The 19,176-nt window shown below is 69.7% G+C and carries 12 protein-coding genes, 1 tRNA gene and 1 rRNA gene; 12 read left to right on the forward strand and 2 right to left on the reverse strand.

The window, feature by feature from the left end; translation table 11 throughout:
• From rrf to ABZZ74_RS38180, 3 genes are all read left to right on the forward strand, one after another.
• A 5S ribosomal RNA gene (rrf, locus tag ABZZ74_RS38170) occupies positions 1-91 on the forward strand; the annotation flags it as partial.
• A gap of 114 nt (positions 92-205) precedes the next feature.
• Positions 206-868, forward strand: coding sequence for a DegT/DnrJ/EryC1/StrS family aminotransferase (locus tag ABZZ74_RS38175; RefSeq protein WP_356773103.1), 663 nt, complete (start codon positions 206-208; stop codon positions 866-868).
• A 76-nt stretch (positions 869-944) separates the two neighbouring features.
• Positions 945-1,020: transfer RNA gene (locus ABZZ74_RS38180), tRNA-Thr, on the forward strand.
• Between the two features lie 73 nt (positions 1,021-1,093).
• Here ABZZ74_RS38180 and ABZZ74_RS38185 read toward each other — a convergent pair.
• The gene (locus ABZZ74_RS38185; RefSeq protein ID WP_356773015.1) at positions 1,094-3,847 is read right to left on the reverse strand and encodes a SpoIIE family protein phosphatase; all 2,754 of its coding nucleotides are present in this window, start codon (positions 3,845-3,847) and stop codon (positions 1,094-1,096) included.
• Between the two features lie 375 nt (positions 3,848-4,222).
• On the opposite strand from ABZZ74_RS38185, the gene ABZZ74_RS38190 reads away from it, so the two are divergent.
• The 9 genes from ABZZ74_RS38190 to ABZZ74_RS38230 all read left to right on the forward strand — a co-directional run bounded on the left by ABZZ74_RS38190 (position 4,223) and on the right by ABZZ74_RS38230 (position 18,459).
• A complete protein-coding gene (locus ABZZ74_RS38190) occupies positions 4,223-9,694 on the forward strand; it encodes a HAMP domain-containing protein (protein WP_356773017.1) in 5,472 nt (1,823 codons plus the stop codon).
• Positions 9,695-9,938: 244 nt separating this feature from the next.
• Positions 9,939-10,619, forward strand: a complete 681-nt coding sequence (locus ABZZ74_RS38195) for a response regulator (protein WP_356773019.1) — start codon at positions 9,939-9,941, stop codon at positions 10,617-10,619.
• Between the two features lie 135 nt (positions 10,620-10,754).
• Positions 10,755-13,460, forward strand: a complete 2,706-nt coding sequence (locus ABZZ74_RS38200) for a DNA translocase FtsK (protein WP_356773021.1) — start codon at positions 10,755-10,757, stop codon at positions 13,458-13,460.
• Positions 13,461-13,705: 245 nt separating this feature from the next.
• Positions 13,706-14,542, forward strand: a complete 837-nt coding sequence (locus ABZZ74_RS38205) for a helix-turn-helix domain-containing protein (protein ID WP_208782623.1) — start codon at positions 13,706-13,708, stop codon at positions 14,540-14,542.
• An 84-nt stretch (positions 14,543-14,626) separates the two neighbouring features.
• Positions 14,627-16,096, forward strand: a complete 1,470-nt coding sequence (gene rimO, locus ABZZ74_RS38210) for a 30S ribosomal protein S12 methylthiotransferase RimO (RefSeq protein ID WP_356773024.1) — start codon at positions 14,627-14,629, stop codon at positions 16,094-16,096.
• A complete protein-coding gene (gene pgsA, locus ABZZ74_RS38215; protein WP_356773026.1) occupies positions 16,093-16,815 on the forward strand; it encodes a CDP-diacylglycerol--glycerol-3-phosphate 3-phosphatidyltransferase in 723 nt (240 codons plus the stop codon). Before rimO ends, pgsA begins: the two co-directional genes overlap by 4 nt.
• Positions 16,812-17,357 (forward strand): CinA family protein, encoded by a 546-nt coding sequence (locus tag ABZZ74_RS38220; protein WP_356773028.1) that lies wholly within the window; start codon positions 16,812-16,814, stop codon positions 17,355-17,357. Before pgsA ends, ABZZ74_RS38220 begins: the two co-directional genes overlap by 4 nt.
• 109 nt (positions 17,358-17,466) lie before the next feature.
• Positions 17,467-17,841, forward strand: coding sequence for a helix-turn-helix transcriptional regulator (locus ABZZ74_RS38225; RefSeq protein WP_127177649.1), 375 nt, complete (start codon positions 17,467-17,469; stop codon positions 17,839-17,841).
• A 339-nt stretch (positions 17,842-18,180) separates the two neighbouring features.
• Positions 18,181-18,459 (forward strand): hypothetical protein, encoded by a 279-nt coding sequence (locus tag ABZZ74_RS38230; protein WP_356773031.1) that lies wholly within the window; start codon positions 18,181-18,183, stop codon positions 18,457-18,459.
• Here the strand turns inward: ABZZ74_RS38230 and ABZZ74_RS38235 are convergent.
• Complete coding sequence (locus ABZZ74_RS38235) at positions 18,410-19,174, reverse strand: SDR family NAD(P)-dependent oxidoreductase (protein WP_356773033.1); 765 nt, start codon at positions 19,172-19,174, stop codon at positions 18,410-18,412. The genes ABZZ74_RS38230 and ABZZ74_RS38235 overlap by 50 nt on opposite strands.
• Between the last annotated feature and the right edge of the window lie 2 nt (positions 19,175-19,176).

Genomic DNA, 19,176 nt, shown 5'->3' on the forward strand with positions numbered 1-19,176 from the left:
GCCCGGTTACATTCCGAACCCGGAAGCTAAGCCTTACAGCGCCGATGGTACTGCAGGGGGGACCCTGTGGGAGAGTAGGACGCCGCCGAACAATTATTCAAAGGGTCGGATCCTGAACTTCGGTTCGGGGTCCGACCCTTTTTCGTTCTGCGTCACTTGAAGTTCACGTTGCGCAACCACCATCCGCAGCATGGGTACTGCTGCAATGCTCAGGGCCGCCGGCGTCGGACTCGGTGACGAGGTCGTCGTACCGGCCTTCGGGAACGTCGAGGTCGCCGAATCCGTCGCCATGGCAGGGGCGCTGCCGGTGTTCGCCGACATAGACCCGGTGACGTACTGCCTCGACGCCTCCGCTGTCGAGGCGGCTCTAACTCCCCGTACCGCAGCGGTGGTTGTCGTACACCGCTTCGGGCGGCCGGCCGACATCGCGCGGCTGCACGGTGTCGGGCAGCGGCACGGGCTGCTCGTGCTGGAGCAGGGCGAGTCCGAGGCGCCGTACGACGAGATCGCGCAGCGGCGGGAGCGGGCGGCCTATCTCGACGCGAAGTTGCGAGGGGTGCGCACGCCGGACGGGGGCGATGGGCACACCTATCAGCAGTACGTCGTGCGGGTGCCCGGCAATGGGCGGCCCGACCGTGACGCGTTCGCGCGCGCCGTGCGGGCCAGGGGAGTTGAGTGCCGGGTGCCGGTGAAGACGCCCGTGCACCGGCTGCCGGAGTTCCGTCGCTGCGTTTCTCTGCCGGAGACCGAGCGTGCCGCGGACGAAACGCTGGCTCTGCCCGTCGATGCCGCGTTGACGAAGCGGGACATGCAGCGCATCGTGGGCGCCTGCAATGCCCTGGGCGGACTGCTCCAGCCCGCTTTCTGAGCGTGGTTGGGAGCAGGCGTCTGTTCGGGGTATGATCTATTCCGTTGCCGCGGGGGAAACCTCGAAAAGGCGACAGGCCCCCTTAGCTCAGTCGGCAGAGCGTCTCCATGGTAAGGAGAAGGTCAACGGTTCGATTCCGTTAGGGGGCTCCAGCCAAAAGGCCCCGCCCAATTGGGCGGGGCCTTTCTCGTATCCGTAACTCGTCTCTCGTATCCGTAACTCGTCTCAGTCCTTCTGCAGGCCTGGGACCCGCATCGCCAGGATCGCCATGTCGTCGGACGGGGCGTCCGAGGCGAAGCGTTCCACGGCGCGCATGATGCGGGCCGCGACGGCGCCCGCGGTCAGGCCCGTGCAGGTCGTGAGGACGTCCGTGAGGCCGTCGTCGCCCAGCATGCGCGTGCCCTCACGGCGCTCCGTGACGCCGTCCGTGACGCACAGGAGGACGTCTCCGGGGTCGAGGGTGACCGTCTGCTCGTAGAGCTCCAGGTCGTCGAGGACGCCGAGGAGCGGCTGGGGCTCGGCGGCCGGTTCGACCGTGCCGTCCTGGCGCAGGCGGAGCGGCAGGGGGTGGCCGGCGCAGACCACCTTCAGTTCCGCGCTGCCGTCCTCCTGGGGGCGCAGCTCGCCGTAGAGGAGGGTCAGGAAGCGGCTGCGGGCGCCCTCGTCGAGAATTGCCGAGTTCAGTCGCTCCAGGACCGCCGGGCCGGACAGGCCCTCACGGGCCAACAGGCGCAGGGCGTGCCGGGCGAGGCCCGTGACGGCGGCCGCGTTGGGGCCCGTACCGCAGACGTCGCCGATGGCGAAGCCGTAGGCGCCATCGCTGATCGGGAAGAGGTCGTAGAAGTCGCCGCCGACCTCGTTGCCCTCGCCGGCCGCGCGGTAGATGACCTCGACCTCGACGCCGTCGATCTCGGGCAGCTCGGGTGGCAGGAGGCTGCGCTGGAGGGACTGGCTGATGGCCGTGCGCTCCGAGTACAGGCGGGCGTTGTCGAGGGCGAGGGCGGCTCGACGGCTCAAGTCCTCGGCCAGTTCCAGGATTTCCTGGCGGAAGTGTTCGTCGGTGGGCTTGCCGAGGGTCAGCATGCCGATGACGCGGTTGCGGGCGACCAGGGGGAGGACGACCGTCTCGCCGCCGACGGCGGAGGCCGTGGCGAGCGTGGGGCCGATGCCGGAGGAGACCTGGTGGGTGGGACCGCCGGACAGGCCGAGGCTGCGCATGGAACTGCGCAGGGCGGCCTGGTGGGCGACCTCGCCCGGGGCGGACCAGACGCGGGCGCCGGGGGTGGGGACCGGGTCGGGTGGGGGCACCTTGGAGAGCAACGACTTGATGCCGTCGATGAGTTCCTCGTCCTCGTGCAGGACGTAGGAGAGGTACGGCTCGGAGGCCTGGTCGGCGATCGTGTAGACCGCGCACCAGGTGGCGAGGGTGGGGACCGTCATCTGGGCCATCAGGGCCAGGGTCTGGTCGCGGTCCAGGGTGCCGGCGAGGAGGTCGGAGGCCTCGACGAGGAAGCTGAGGGAGCCGCGGCGCAGGCGTTCCAGTTCGCCGAGGCGCGCCGACTCGACGGCCAGCGCGATGCGGTCGGCGGCGAACTGCAGGCGCAGGGCCTCCTCGTTGGAGTATCTGCCGGGGCTCTCGGCCGCGACGCCGAGGGAACCGGTGAGGCGGCCCTCGACCTTCAGCGGGACAGTGACGACCGAGCGCATGCCCGTGCCGCTCAGCAGCGGCACGGCGCCGGGGACGGCCGTCAGGTCGTCGTGGACGGCCGGCATGCGGGCCGAGCCGTAGCGGCCGGGGCCGGCTTCGACGGGCACGCGCGCGAAGCGCTGGCGGGCGGAGGGAAGGCCGGTGGAGGCGCGGACCTCTAGTTCCGTCTCGTCGTCGGTCGCGAGGAGCAGGAAGGCGGAGTCGGCGTCCAGCATGTCGCGGGCGCGCTCCACCGTGCGCTGGAGGAGGCCGTCGAGGTCGTCCGGGGCCGGGGAGCCGATGAACACCTCGAAGGGGTCGGTGTTCTGGCCGTCGGCGGCGGAGGCGGTGTCGGAGGCCGGCAGGCGCAACGGCGTCTGCAGGACGGCCCGTTCGTGGTCCCTGACGAGCAGACAGACCGTGGAGGGCTCGCCGCCGGTGTCGCGGACGCGGAGGTGCGAGGCGTACACCGGGGTGACGCGGCCGTTGGCGCCCCTTATGCCGTAACTGCCTTCCCAGCGGGAGAGTTGGAGCGCCTCGGCGATACCGGTGCTGGTGCCGGGGGTGTGCGGCCAGGCGGCGAGATCGGTGAGGGGTTTTCCGATCACCTGTTCGGCGGGGTAGCCGAAGAGTTCCTCGGCGTCCTCGTTCCACGAGGTGATGGAGCCGGTGCGGTCGATCTGGACGACGGCGACACGGACCCGGCCGTCGGCGAGCGGCAGGAGGTCGGCGGGGAGGGACGGGCCCGCCGCGCGCGTGCCCACCGCGCGCTCGGGGAGGTCGAGCTGGAACCAGACCTGTTTGTGGGTGGGCGTGTACTCCACGCCCCAGCGGCCGGCGAGTGCCGCGCACAACTGGAGGCCGCGCCCGCCCTCGCGGTCGGGGCTGCCCATGTTGACGGGATGGCCCTGGAGGGGGATCTCGCGCTCCGGGTAGCGGTCGGCCACCTCGACCCGTACGCCTTGGTCGGTGCGCAGGCACAGGACGTCGGCGGAGGTGCCCGCGTGCACCACGGCGTTGGTCACCAGCTCGCTGGTGAGCACCACGGCGTCGTCGACGATGTCGGCGTAGCCCCAGCCCTGGAGGGTGTCGCGGACGAAGGAGCGGGCGGTTGCTACCGATCGCCCGACGGGCTCGAAGCTGGCGGCCGCGCGCGCGGTGATCACAGAACTCCTCGGCCTGTTGTCGACGTGCTGGGCTGCGTGGCCGACCGGCTCGTGCCGCTGATGCGGCAGGCCGCCCGTCGGCCGGGGGTCCGGGGGCTGTCCCCCGGGGATCAGTCCGGTGGTCATGTGTGCGGCCGCCCCTCCGATGCCCGCTCGTTCTCGTGCCACCGCCCATGCCGGACGGACCGGTGCGGCTGGACAGCCGCATGCAAGGTTACTTACCTTCGCCGTCCGTGCGGATGCCGGTCTGCAGTGTTTCCGCCCAGAGGGTGTGCGGACGATGTGCGAAGCTGCCGAACTGTTATGGCCGGGTTCAGGCAGGGTGAAACACTGGGCAAGCTTCTTGTGAAGGTCCGGGCAGGCTGAGTGACTTCCGCGTACAGCGGGCAGCAGCCCGTGGTGTGACCTGGTATATCCGGCAGAAATGCGCAGCAGTACCGGTACCACGAGCAGTAGTACCGGAGCACAGCAGTAACGGTCGACCCCTGCGGGAGGGACACAGTGGAGTCTGGCGCAGCGACGCGGGGCACTAAGACGCGCGCGAAAGGCGGACAGTCCCTGAACAACCAGCGCAAACCGCGCGGCGGGACCACGGCGGTGGACACGGCTGCCCTGAACCGGCTGCTGGCGGCCCTCGTGGCCATGCGCGACGGGAATTTCCGCAAGCGGCTCACGGTGTCCGGGGACGGCGTGATGTCGGAGATCGCCGCGGTGTTCAACGAGGTGGCCGACCGCAATCTGCATCTGACCGGTGAGCTGTCGCGGGTGCGGCGCATGGTCGGCCGCGAGGGCAAGCTCACCGAGCGGCTGGAGACGGGCGCCTACGAGGGTTCCTGGGCGGCCGCCGTGGAGGCCTCCAACGCGCTCGTGGACGACCTCGTACGGCCCGTCTCCGAGGTCGGCCGGGTGCTCACCGCGGTGGCGGAGGGTGACCTGTCGCCCCGCATGGAGTTGCGGACCCACGCTCCCGACGGGACCGGGCACCCGCTGCGCGGGGAGTTCTTGAAGGTCGGGCGCACGGTGAACAACCTCGTCGATCAGTTGTCGACGTTCACCGACGAGGTCACGCGCGTGGCCAGCGAGGTGGGCACCGAGGGCAAGCTGGGCGGGCAGGCACGCGTGCGCGGCATGTCGGGTTCGTGGAAGGACCTCACGGACTCCGTCAACACCATGGCGTATCGGCTGACCGCGCAGGTCCGCGACATCGCGCTGGTCACCACCGCGGTGGCCAAGGGTGACCTGTCCCGCAAGGTCACCGTGCACGTCGCCGGCGAGATGCTGGAGCTGAAGAACACCGTCAACACGATGGTCGACCAGCTGTCGTCCTTCTCCTCCGAGGTGACGCGAGTCGCGCGCGAGGTGGGCACGGAGGGCGAGCTCGGCGGGCAGGCGCAGGTGCCGGGTGTGGCCGGTGTGTGGAAGGACCTCACCGATTCGGTGAACCTGATGGCCGGCAACCTCACGGCCCAGGTGCGCGGGATCGCGCAGGTCACCACGGCCGTCGCCAACGGCGACCTGTCGCAGAAGGTCACGGTGTCCGCACGCGGCGAGGTCGCTCAGCTCGCCGACACGATCAACCAGATGACCGAGACGCTGCGGATCTTCGCGGATGAGGTCACGCGCGTGGCGAACGAGGTCGGTGCCGCCGGGCAGCTGGGGGGCCAGGCCAATGTGCCGGGCGCGGCCGGCACCTGGAAGGACCTGACCGACTCCGTCAACACGGTGTTCCGGAATCTCACCATTCAGGTGAGGGACATCGCCGCCGTCACCACGGCCGTGGCCAGCGGTGACCTTTCCCAGAAGGTCACGGTGAACGTGGCCGGCGAGATGCTGGAACTGAAGAACACCGTCAACGGGATGGTGGACCAGCTGCAGTCCTTCGGTTCCGAGGTCACGCGCGTGGCGCGCGAGGTCGGTGTCGAGGGCGAGCTGGGCGGTCAGGCGCAGGTGCCGGGCGCGGCCGGCACCTGGAAGGACCTGACGGACTCCGTCAACACCGCCTTCCGTAACCTCACCGGCCAGGTGCGCAACATCGCGCAGGTCACCACGGCGGTGGCCAACGGCGATCTGTCGCAGAAGGTCACCGTGGACGTCTCCGGCGAGATGCTCCAGCTGAAGAACACCGTCAACACGATGGTGGACCAGCTGTCCTCCTTCGCCGACCAGGTGACGCGGATGGCCCGGGACGTGGGCACCGAGGGGCGCCTCGGCGGTCAGGCGGTCGTACCGGGCGTGGCCGGCACGTGGAAGGAGCTCACCGACTCCGTCAACGGAATGGCCGGGAACCTGACCGCGCAGGTCCGCAACATCGCCCAGGTGACCACGGCGGTGGCCCAGGGTGACCTGTCCCAGAAGATCGACGTGGACGCGCGCGGGGAGATCCTGGAGCTGAAGAACACCATCAACACGATGGTCGACCAGCTCTCCGGATTCGCCGACCAGGTGACCCGGGTGGCCCGCGAGGTGGGCACCGAGGGCCGCCTGGGCGGTCAGGCGCAGGTGCCCGGCGTGGCCGGTGTGTGGCGGGACCTGACCGACTCCGTGAACGGCATGGCGGGGAACCTCACCGCGCAGGTCCGTAACATCGCGCAGGTCGCCACGGCGGTGGCCCGCGGTGACCTGTCCCAGAAGATCACCGTGGACGCGCGCGGGGAGATCCTGGAGCTGAAGAACACGCTGAACACGATGGTCGACCAGCTGTCGTCGTTCGCGGAGGAGGTCACCAGGGTCGCCCGCGAGGTGGGTACGGAGGGCCAGCTCGGCGGTCAGGCCGAGGTCCAGGGCGTCTCCGGTACGTGGAAGGACCTCACCCAGTCCGTGAACTTCATGGCGAACAACCTGACCATCCAGGTGCGCCAGATCGCCGAGGTCACGACCGCGGTCGCCAAGGGCGACCTGTCGAAGAAGATCACCGTCGACGCCAAGGGCGAGATCCTCGAGCTCGTCACGACCGTCAACACGATGGTCGACCAGCTGTCCAGCTTCGCCGAGCAGGTGACCCGGGTGGCCCGCGAGGTGGGCACCGAGGGCATCCTGGGCGGCCAGGCGCACGTTCCGGGTGTCACGGGCATCTGGAAGGACCTCAGCGGCAACGTGAACCTGATGGCCAAGAACCTGACCATGCAGGTGCGCAACATCTCCCAGGTCGCGGCGGCGGTCGCCAACGGCGACCTGACGCGGACGGTGACGATCGAGGCGCGCGGTGAGGTCGCGCAGCTCGCCGACACCTTCAACACCATGGTGAAGACGCTGAGTTCGTTCGCCGACCAGGTCACCAAGGTGGCCCGCGAGGTGGGTACGGACGGCATCCTGGGCGGCCAGGCGCATGTACCCGGTGTGGCCGGTACGTGGAAGGACCTCACCGAGTCCGTGAACCAGATGGCGTCCAACCTGACCGGCCAGGTGCGCAACATCGCCATGGTCACGACGGCGATCGCCAAGGGTGACCTGACGAAGAAGATCGACATCGACGCGCGGGGCGAGATCCTCGAGCTGAAGACGACGATCAACACGATGGTCGACCAGCTGTCGTCGTTCGCCGAGGAGGTCACCCGGGTCGCCCGTGAGGTGGGCACGGAGGGGCAGCTGGGCGGTCAGGCACGCGTGCGTGACGTGGACGGCACCTGGCGCGACCTCACCGAGTCCGTGAACGAGATGGCGGGAAACCTCACGCGGCAGGTGCGCGCCATCGCGCGCGTGGCCACCGCGGTGACCCGGGGCGACCTGAACCTGAAGATCGACGTCGACGCCTCCGGCGAGATCCAGGAACTGCAGGACTACATCAACAAGATGATCGCCAACCTGCGCGACACCACGATCGCCAACAAGGAGCAGGACTGGCTCAAGGGCAACCTGGCCCGCATCTCCGCGCTGATGCAGGGCCGCCGCGATCTGCAGGACGTGGCCTCGCTGATCATGAGCGAGCTGACGCCGGTGGTCTCCGCGCAGCACGGCGCGTTCTTCGTGGCGATGCCGCTCGTCGACGGCAAGGACCTGAGCGCCGAGAACGAGGACGCGTACGAACTGCGCATGCTCGGGTCGTACGGCTACTCGATGGGCTCCATGCCGACCTCCTTCAGGCCCGGTGAGGCGCTGATCGGGACGGCCGCCGAGGAGAAGCGCACGATCCTGGTGGAGAACGCGCCCAGCGGCTATCTGAAGATCTCCTCGGGCCTCGGCGAGGCGCCGCCGGCCCAGGTGATCGTCCTTCCGGTGCTGTTCGAGGGCAAGGTGCTCGGCATCATCGAGCTGGCCTCCTTCACGCCGTTCACGCAGATCCAGAAGGACTTCCTCAACCAGATCGCCGAGATGATCGCGACCAGCGTCAACACCATCTCCGTCAACACCAAGACCGAGCAGCTGCTGAAGCAGTCGCAGGAGCTGACCGAGCAGCTGCGTGAACGCTCGGCCGAGTTGGAGAACCGGCAGAAGGCCCTCCAGGCGTCCAACGCCGAACTGGAGGAGAAGGCCGAGCTGCTGGCCCGGCAGAACCGCGACATCGAGGTGAAGAACACCGAGATCGAGGAGGCGCGGCAGGTCCTGGAGGAGCGCGCCGAGCAGCTCGCGGTGTCGATGCGCTACAAGAGCGAGTTCCTCGCCAACATGTCGCACGAGCTGCGCACCCCGCTCAACTCGCTGCTGATCCTGGCCAAGCTGCTCGCCGACAACGCGGACGCCAACCTCACGCCCAAGCAGGTCGAGTTCGCCGAGACGATCCACGGCGCCGGCTCCGACCTGCTCCAGCTGATCAACGACATCCTCGACCTGTCGAAGGTCGAGGCGGGCAAGATGGACGTCTCCCCGACGCGCATCGCGCTCGTCCAGCTCGTCGACTACGTGGAGGCCACCTTCCGGCCGCTCACGGCGGAGAAGGGCCTGGACCTGTCCGTACGGGTCTCCCCGGAGCTGCCCGCCACCCTGCACACCGACGAACAGCGCCTCCTGCAGGTACTGCGCAACCTGCTGTCCAACGCGGTGAAGTTCACCGACTCCGGCTCGGTCGAGCTGGTGATCCGGCCGGCCGGAGCGGACGTGCCCATGGCGATCCGGGAGCAGCTGCTGGAGGCCGGTTCGCTCACCGACCCGGACGCCGGTCTGATCGCGTTCTCGGTCACCGACACCGGCATCGGGATCGCGGCCAGCAAGATGCGGGTGATCTTCGAGGCGTTCAAGCAGGCCGACGGCACGACCAGCCGCAAGTACGGCGGTACGGGCCTGGGGCTGTCGATCTCGCGGGAGATCGCCCAGCTGCTCGGCGGTGAGATCCACGCGCAGAGCGAGCCGGGACGCGGCTCGACGTTCACGCTGTATTTGCCGATGCACCCCAGCGAACTGCCTCCCCAGGGCTATCAGCAGCCCGTGGCGGCCCTCGGGGCCAGCGACCTGGTGGCCGCCTCGGACCTGTCCCAGCTGTCCGAGGCGGAGATCGAGACGCCGGCCGAGGTCAGGTCGTACCAGCAGGCGCAGAACGGCGCCGCGGCGCTCTTCAGGCGCCGCCGCAGGAACGGCCTCGACGGCGACCACCGATTCGCCGGGCAGGAGCAGTGGGGGGGCGCCGAGCAGGGTGCCGCTCCGCAGCCACACCGGGGCATCCGCTTCGGTGGCCAGAAAGTGCTCATCGTGGACGACGACATCCGTAACGTGTTCGCGCTGACCAGCGTCCTGGAGCAGCACGGCCTCTCGGTGCTGTACGCCGAGAACGGCCGTGAGGGCATCGAGGTGCTGGAACAGCACGACGACGTGGCGGTCGTCCTGATGGACATCATGATGCCGGAGATGGACGGTTACGCGACCACGACGGCGATCCGCAGGATGCCGCAGTTCGCGGGGCTGCCGATCATCGCGTTGACCGCGAAGGCGATGAAGGGCGACCGTGAGAAGGCCATCGAGTCCGGTGCCTCCGACTACGTCACCAAGCCGGTCGACCCCGACCACCTGCTGGCGGTGATGGAGCAATGGATGCGAGGGGAGTGAGGAGGACCATCGATGTTCACGCGGAGTTGCTGACTCAGTGTGGCCGACGCCGTGTAGAAGTACGGGATACGGGGAACCTTCTGGTCTCCCGCTACGTTTCTGCTACGTGCACAGTGACATCACGGTGACAGGGTGTGGCGACAGGCGGGGTGCGGCTACGATGACCGGCACAAGGACGGGCGGCGAAAGGGAGTCGTCCCCAGGGGCGGCGCCCGGTGCACAGCCGGGGCGAGGAGGGCGGGCCATGGTGCAGAAGGCCAAGATCCTCCTGGTCGATGACCGGCCGGAGAATCTGCTGGCGCTGGAGGCCATCCTCTCTGCGCTCGATCAGACACTGGTGCGGGCATCGTCCGGGGAGGAAGCGCTCAAAGCACTGCTCACGGACGACTTCGCGGTCATTCTGCTGGACGTCCAGATGCCGGGCATGGACGGTTTCGAGACCGCCGCCCACATCAAGCGGCGCGAGCGGACCCGGGACATCCCGATCATCTTCCTCACCGCGATCAACCACGGCCCGCACCACACCTTCCGCGGTTACGCGGCCGGCGCGGTCGACTACATCTCCAAGCCGTTCGACCCGTGGGTGCTGCGCGCGAAGGTCTCGGTGTTCGTCGAGCTCTATATGAAGAACTGCCAGCTGAGGGAGCAGGCGGCGCTGCTGCGGCTCCAGTTGGAGGGCGGCGGCAAGGCCACGGTCGGTGACGGCAAGGAGCCGGCCTCCCTGCTCGCAGAGCTGTCCGCGCGGCTCGCGGCGGTCGAGGAGCAGGCCGAGGCACTGTCCAAGCAGCTCGACGACGAGTCGGCGGACGCGGCCGCGGTGGCCACGGCGGCCCATCTCGAACGCAAACTCACCGGGCTGCGGCGGGCGCTTGACGCGCTGGAGCCGGGCACCGGGAGCGCGCCGTCGGTGACCTCGCAGAACTGACCTTCATCCAGAGGACAGTTGCGGGACAACCCCGGATGAGGACGCGTCAGTTCCACGTTCACTCAAAGGCGACACGAACGGGTGAAGCCGTGGGCACGCGTGTCCGTCGTCGCCTCCACCGGTAACCTCACACCTATGGCCTCACGTCCCTCCGCTGCCAAGAAGCAGCCCGCGAAGAAGGCGGCGGCTCCGGCGAAGAAGGCCGCCGCGAAAAGGGCCCCGGCGAAGAAGGCGCCCGCCAGGAAGGCCGCGGCGAAGAAGGCGGCGCCGCCGAAGCCGGCGCCGAACCCGACCGGCGGCCTCTACCGGCTCGTCCGCGCCCTCTGGCTCGGCGTCGCGCACGCCGTGGGCGCCGTCTTCCGCGGCATAGGGAACGGCGCGAAGAACCTCGACCCCGCACATCGCAAGGACGGCGTGGCTCTGCTCCTGCTCGGCATCGCACTGATCGTGGCCGCGGGCACCTGGGCCGATCTGCGTGGCCCCGTCGGCGACCTCGTCGAGATCCTGGTGACCGGCGCCTTCGGCCGGCTCGACCTGCTGGTGCCGATACTGCTCGCGGTGATCGCGGTGCGGTTCATCCGGCACCCCGAGAAGCCCGAGGCCAACGGCCGCATCGTGATCGGCCTGTCCGCGCTCGTCATCGGCGTGCTCGGCCAGGTCCACATCGCCTGCGGCTCGCCCGCCCGCAGCGACGGCATGCAGGCCATAAGGGACGCCGGCGGCCTCATCGGCTGGGGAGCGGCGACTCCGCTGACGTACGCCATGGGCGACGTGCTGGCCGTACCGCTGCTGGTGCTGCTGACGATCTTCGGGCTGCTGGTGGTCACGGCGACCCCCGTCAACGCGATTCCGCAGCGGCTGCGGCTGCTCGGTGTGAAGCTCGGGATCCTCGACGACCCGCACGAGGACGAGTACAGCGAGGACGACCAGCGCTACGACGAGCAGTGGCGCGAGACGCTGCCTCCGCGCGCGCGGAAGCGTGGCTCGGCCCCGGAGGCGTACGACCCCGACAGGGCGGAGCAGGAGGCCCTCTCCAAGCGTCGTGGCCGCCCCCGGCGCTCCGCCGTGCCCCAGCCCGACATGGGACGCCCCATGGACGCCGTGGACGTCGCGGCGGCCGCCGCGGCCGCGCTCGACGGCGCCGTCCTGCACGGGATGCCGCCCTCGCCGATCGTCGCGGACCTCACCCAGGGGGTCAGCGTCGGCGACCGCGAGGAGGCGACGCCCACGCCGACGCCCACTCCGACACCCGTGCCGGCCGCGCGGCCCAAGCAGGAGAAGCTGAAGGTCGAGGTCGCCGACCTCACCAAACCGGCGCCCGAGGCGCCCAGCGAACTGCCCGCGCGCGCGGAGCAGCTCCAGTTGTCCGGCGACATCACCTACGCGCTGCCCTCGCTCGACCTCCTCACGCGCGGGGGGCCAGGCAAGGCGCGCAGCGCCGCCAACGACGCCGTGGTCGCCTCGCTCACCAACGTCTTCACCGAGTTCAAGGTCGACGCCGCCGTCACCGGCTTCACGCGCGGGCCGACGGTCACACGCTACGAGGTCGAACTCGGCCCCGCCGTGAAGGTCGAGCGGATCACCGCGCTGACCAAGAACATCGCGTACGCCGTCGCCAGCCCCGACGTGCGGATCATCAGCCCGATCCCCGGCAAGTCCGCGGTCGGCATCGAGATCCCCAACACCGACCGGGAGATGGTCAACCTCGGCGACGTCCTGCGTCTCGCGGCCGCCGCCGAGGACGACCACCCGATGCTGGTCGCACTCGGCAAGGACGTCGAGGGCGGCTACGTGATGGCCAACCTCGCGAAGATGCCGCACGTCCTCGTCGCCGGAGCCACCGGTTCCGGCAAGTCGTCGTGCATCAACTGCCTGATCACGTCGGTCATGGTCCGGGCGACTCCCGAGGACGTCCGCATGGTCCTCGTCGACCCCAAGCGCGTCGAACTGACCGCCTATGAAGGCATCCCGCACCTGATCACACCGATCATCACCAACCCGAAGCGGGCCGCCGAGGCCCTCCAGTGGGTCGTACGCGAGATGGACCTGCGCTACGACGACCTCGCGGCGTACGGCTACCGGCACATCGACGACTTCAACGAGGCCGTCCGCAACGGCAAGGTGAAGTCCCCGGAGGGCAGCGAGCGGGAGCTTCAGCCCTACCCGTACCTGCTGGTGATCGTCGACGAGCTCGCCGACCTGATGATGGTCGCCCCGCGCGACGTCGAGGACGCCATCGTGCGCATCACGCAGCTCGCGCGCGCGGCCGGCATCCACCTGGTGCTCGCCACGCAGCGGCCGTCGGTCGATGTCGTCACCGGCCTGATCAAGGCGAACGTGCCCTCGCGGCTCGCCTTCGCCACCTCCTCGCTCGCCGACAGCCGCGTCATCCTCGACCAGCCCGGCGCCGAGAAGCTGATCGGCAAGGGCGACGGGCTCTTCCTGCCGATGGGGGCCAGCAAGCCCACCCGTATGCAGGGCGCGTTCGTGACTGAGGACGAGGTCGCGGCGATCGTCCAGCACTGCAAGGACCAGATGGCGCCCGTCTTCCGGGACGACGTCACCGTGGGCACCAAGCAGAAGAAGGAGATCGACGAGGAGATCGGCGACGACCTCGACCTGCTCTGCCAGGCGGCCGAGCTGGTGGTCTCCACCCAGTTCGGGTCGACGTCCATGCTCCAGCGCAAGCTGCGTGTCGGCTTCGCCAAGGCCGGGCGGCTGATGGACCTCATGGAGTCGCGGGGGATCGTCGGACCGAGCGAGGGCTCGAAGGCCCGTGACGTTCTTGTGAAGCCCGACGAACTGGACGGCGTGCTCGCGGTGATCCGCGGGGAGGCTTGAGAGAAGACCCGAACGGGCGCGGCCGCCGATGTCTGATCGTGACTCACCCGTAAGGGATCATTGAGCAACCGTTTCCCTTCGGCGTACGTCAAGTTGAGGGAAGCGACAAGCGCGTGCCCCACCATCGGCGTGTCCGGCCATACCGATGGGCTAACAAGCTCTACCGCCCGGTTGCCCCACCCTTTCGCACCCCCCATAGACTGAACCTCCAGCACAGGTGGCTTAAACGCTCGAAAGGCGCCCCCGTGTCCATCGGCAACTCCCCTGAAGACGAGCGTCCGTTCGAAGACGATCGCGAGCAAGCCCTGTCCGTCGGCCGCGCCCTCAAACAGGCGCGGATCGATGCCGGGCTGACCGTCGACGACATCAGCAACGCCACCCGGGTCCGCATCGCCATCGTGCACGCCATCGAGGCGGACGACTTCGCCCCCTGCGGCGGGGACGTCTACGCGCGCGGGCACATCCGGACCCTGGCCAAGGCCGTCCACCTCGATCCGGCCCCACTGCTGGCGCAGTACGACGCCGACCACGGCGGCCGTCCCGCCCCGACCCCGGCGGCGCCGCTCTTCGAGGCGGAACGCATCCGTCCCGAACGGCGCGGGCCGAACTGGACCGCGGCGATGGTCGCCGCGATCGTCGCCGTGGTCGGCTTCGTCGGGTTCACCGCCTTCAAGGGCGGCGACGACAGTGGTGCCAAGACCCAGGTCGCCGAAGGGTCCACGCCCTCCGTCAGCAAGTCCGCCTCGCCCACGCCCAAGAACAACAAGCCCGCCACCCCGAAGTCCGACCCCTCCGACAGCGCCATCGCGGCCGCGCCGCAGGACAAGGTGACCGTCCAGGTCTCCGCCGCCGACGGACGCAGCTGGATCTCGGCCAAGGACCACAACGGCCGGCTTCTGTTCGACGGACTGCTCAAGCAGGGCGAGTCCAAGACCTTCCAGGACAGCGACAAGATCAACCTCGTCCTCGGGGACGCCGGAGCCATCCAGCTCTACGTCAACGGCAAGAAGATCGAGGACGACTTCCAGCCGGGCGCGGTCGAGCGCCTGACGTACACCAAGGGCGACCCCCAGGTCGGTTAACACCACGGTCGTTCCCACGGGGCTGGCGAAGATCGCCAGCCCCGTCGACATGGGCTGTCAGTGAGACAAAGTAGTCTTGAGCGCATGCCTGAACGCCGTACCGTCGCACTCGTCACCCTTGGCTGCGCCCGTAACGAGGTGGACTCGGAGGAGCTCGCAGGCCGCTTGGAGGCGGACGGCTGGGAGCTCGTGGAGGACGCCGAGGACGCGGACGTCGCCGTCGTCAACACCTGTGGCTTCGTCGAGGCCGCCAAGAAGGACTCCGTCGACGCCCTCCTGGAGGCCAACGACCTCAAGGGCCACGGGAGAACCCAGGCCGTCGTGGCGGTGGGCTGCATGGCCGAGCGGTACGGCAAGGAGCTCGCCGAGGCTCTCCCCGAGGCCGACGGCGTGCTCGGCTTCGACGACTACGCGGACATCTCCGACCGCCTGCAGACCATCCTCAACGGCGGCATCCACGCCTCCCACACCCCGCGCGACCGGCGCAAGCTGCTGCCCATCAGCCCCGCCGAGCGGCAGGAGTCGGCCGCCGAGGTCGCCCTGCCCGGGCACGGCCCCGTGGACCTCCCGGAGGGCCTCGCACCCGCCTCCGGCCCGCGCGCGCCCCTGCGCCGCCGTCTGGACGGCTCCCCGGTCGCCTCGGTGAAGCTCGCCTCGGGCTGCGACCGGCGCTGCTCCTTCTGCGCCATCCCGTCCTTCCGCGGCTCCTTCATCTCCCGCCGCCCCAGCGACGTCCTGAACGAGACACGCTGGCTGGCCGAGCAGGGCGTCAAGGAGATCATGCTGGTCTCCGAGAACAACACCTCCTACGGCAAGGACCTCGGCGACATCCGTCTGCTGGAGTCGCTGCTGCCGGAGCTCGCCGAGGTCGACGGCATCGAGCGGGTGCGCGTCAGCTACCTCCAGCCCGCCGAGATGCGCCCCGGGCTGATCGACGTCCTGACCTCCACCCCGAAGGTCGCCCCGTACTTCGACCTCTCCTTCCAGCACTCAGCGCCCGACGTGCTGCGGTCGATGCGCCGCTTCGGCGACACCGACCGCTTCCTGGAGCTGCTCGACACCATCCGGACGAAGGCGCCCCAGGCGGGAGTGCGCTCCAACTTCATCGTCGGCTTCCCCGGCGAGAGCGAGGCCGACCTGGCGGAGCTGGAACGCTTCCTGAACGGCGCGCGGCTGGACGCCATCGGTGTCTTCGGGTACTCCGACGAGGAGGGCACCGAGGCGGCGACGTACGAGAACAAGCTGGACGAGGACGTCGTCGCCGAGCGACTGGCCCGTGTCTCCCGGCTTGCGGAGGAGCTTGTCTCCCAGCGCGCCGAGGAGCGCCTGGGCGAGAGCGTGCACGTGCTCGTGGAGTCCGTGGACGAGGAGGGCGTGTACGGCCGCGGGGCGCACCAGGCACCCGAGACCGACGGCCAGGTGCTGCTCACGAGCGGCGAGGGACTGAGCGTCGGCCGTATCGTCGAGGCCAAGGTGGTCGGTACGGAAGGTGTCGACCTGGTGGCCGAGCCGCTCACGGGCTCGCTCGCGTGTAGTGAGGAGGCGGGCAGATGACCGGAGTGCCGGCATCGGCGGCGAACGGCTCCTCCAAGGCGGGTGCTCCGAAGACCGACGGCACCGATGCCGAGGCGGCGGGCGGGACGAAGCCCGCGCGGGGCGGCAAGATCGCGGCCGCGGCCGTCGACCAGGCCAGCGTCTGGAACATCGCCAACCTGCTGACCATGCTCCGGCTGCTCCTGGTCCCCGCCTTCGTCGCTCTGATGCTGGCCGACGGCGGATACGACCCGGCCTGGCGCTCCGTCGCCTGGGCCGCCTTCGCCGTCGCCATGATCACCGACCTGTTCGACGGGCATCTGGCGCGCACCTACGACCTCGTCACCGACTTCGGGAAGATCGCCGACCCCATCGCCGACAAGGCGATCATGGGGGCGGCGCTGATCTGTCTCTCCTCGCTGGGCGACCTGCCGTGGTGGGTGACGATCGTCATCCTCGGCCGGGAACTGGGGATCACGCTCCTGCGTTTCCTTGTCATCCGGTACGGCGTCATCCCGGCCAGCCGCGGCGGCAAGCTGAAGACGCTCATCCAGGGCGTGGCCGTCGGGATGTACATCCTGGCACTGACGGGGTGGCTGGCCACCCTGAGGTTCTGGGTGATGGCCGTGGCGGTCGTGCTGACCGTGGTGACCGGGCTGGACTATGTGAGACAGGCCATTGTGCTGCGCAGGCGGGGAATCGCCGAGCGCCGGGCCGCGTTGGAGGAGGCGGAAGCGTGAGTTCCCCGGCCGCCGACGTGGTGCGACTACTGACCGTGAGGGGTGAGAGCCTCGCCGTCGCCGAGTCCCTCACCGGCGGGCTCGTTGCGGCGGATATCACAGCGGTACCCGGGGCGTCCAAGGCCTTCCGCGGTTCGGTGACCGCCTACGCCACCGAGCTCAAGCACCACCTGCTGGGCGTCGACGCCCCCCTGCTGGCCGCTCGCGGAGCGGTGGACGCGCAGGTCGCGAGCCAGATGGCGGCCGGCGTGCGCAAGGCGCTCGGCGCTGACTGGGGCATCGCGACGACCGGTGTCGCGGGCCCGGAGCCGCAGGACGGACAGCCCGTCGGGACGGTGTTCGTGGCCGTCGACGGGCCGTTCGCGACGGTTCCCGGTTCTGCCGGTGGCGGAAAAGTACTGGCCCTGCGGTTGAACGGCGACCGCGCGGAAATTCGTAGAGAGAGTGTACGGAGCGTACTCGCACTGCTCCTGAGGGAGCTCGCGGGCGAACACACTGGGAATGAGCGGGCACAGGATACGGAACAGAACGGGGGGTTTTGATGTTTGCAGCCCTGAGTGAACACGACATCGCTCCCCGCACGGCCGCGGCGCGAGGCGGTACGGTGGGGCGAGAAGGATGCGGCTACGCGGTCCGAGGAGGGAGCCACCGATGATTCTGCTCCGTCGCCTGCTGGGTGACGTGCTGCGTCGGCAGCGCCAACGCCAGGGCCGTACTCTGCGCGAAGTCTCCTCGTCCGCCCGAGTCTCACTCGGCTATCTCTCCGAGGTGGAGCGGGGGCAGAAGGAGGCTTCCTCCGAACTGCTCGCCGCCATCTGCGACGCGCTGGACGTACGGATGTCCGAGCTCATGCGAGAAGTGAGCGACGAACTCGCCCTCGCCGAGCTGGCCCAGTCTGCTGCGGCCACCGAGCCCGTCCCGGCACCGGTCCGTCCGATGCTGGGTTCCGTCTCGGTGACCGGTGTGCCACCGGAACGGGTGACCATCAAGGCGCCCGCGGAGGCGGTGGACGTGGTCGCCGCGTGACCCTCACGCGGGTGTAGACCGACGAGGCGCTGACCGGCACCGAAAAAGTGTGCGGGGCCCCGGCCGGGGCTTCTCCAGGGACACCTGGAGAGGTGCGGTCGGGGTTTTCGTGCTGTTCGGGGTCTTCTTCCTCCGTGACCCGGGCCCGGGGCCCGCTACCGCCGTGCCGGTCCGTTTGCCGGGGTGGCGAGGGGCGGTCAAGGTGGAGGCCTGTGGCGCGTTGTCGCAGCGCACGCCCGGGACTGTGGCTCCCCATGGTGAGCAGTGCGCCCCTGTGCCGTTGGTGCGCCCTCCCCGTCGGTGGCGGCGGCGGTCTAGCTTCGGGGCTGGAGGTGGTCCATGGCACGGCCGGCAGCGCGCTGGGGGGCGCTTCTCGGGTTCGGGGCGCTGTGGTGGTGGGCCGTGCTGCGGCTCGCCTTCACGCCCGGTGCCGGAGTGCTGGAGGGGGCGGTGGCAGCAGGCGGGTGGGGGCTCAGCCTGCTGCCGGTGCACTGTGTGCCGAAGGCCCGGGCGGAGGGGGCCCTCGGGGCGGGGCGGTGGCGGGCGGCCTGGCGGGCGGTGACCCGCGCTACCAGGGCATCGCCACTCCTCCGTTCGGACGCAGGATCTGGCCCGTGACGAAGGACGAGGCATCGCAGGCCAGGTAGAGCACGGCGTGGGCGACGTCCTCCGGTTCGCCGACCCGGGCCAGCGGGGACAGCCGGGCCATCATCGCCTCGGTCTGCGCCTGCGCCTCGGCCTCGTGCCGGTCGGTCATGGGCGTACGGGTCCACCCCGGCGCGACCGCGTTGACCCGGATGCCGTGCCGGCCGACCTCGCTCGCCAGGGTCCTGGTGAGCTGGACGACGGCGGCCTTGGCGACGCCGTAGCACAGCAGCCCCGGTCGGCCGGTGTCGACGGCGCCGGACGCCATGGTGACGATGCTGCCGCGCACCTTTCGGGCGAGCATCGCGCGGGCCGCCTCCTGGCAGGCGTACAGGACGCCCTTGAAGTTGACGTCCAGCACCCGGTCGAGGTCCTCGTCGCGGGTCTCCAGGACCGGGCTGCTGTGCATGATCCCGGCGATCGCCGCCATGATGTCCAGGCGCTCGCAGGAGGCGACGGCCCGGCCCAGCTGCTCCCGGTCGGTGACGTCGAGGTGGTGGGTGTGCGCGGTGCCGCCCGCGTCCTTGACCAGGGTGGCCGTCTCGTGCAGGCCCTGTGCGTCGCGGTCGGCGCAGTGGACCGTGGCGCCGGCTTCGGCGAGCAGCACGGCCGAGGCGCGGCCGATGCCGCCGGCGGCCCCGGTGACGAATGCGGTGCGTCCGGTGAGGTCGTACGCCTTGACGGGCATGA

The sequence above is a fragment of the Streptomyces sp. NPDC006476 genome (assembly GCF_040612015.1).
Taxonomy (GTDB): Bacteria; Actinomycetota; Actinomycetes; order Streptomycetales; family Streptomycetaceae; genus Streptomyces; species Streptomyces griseorubiginosus_B.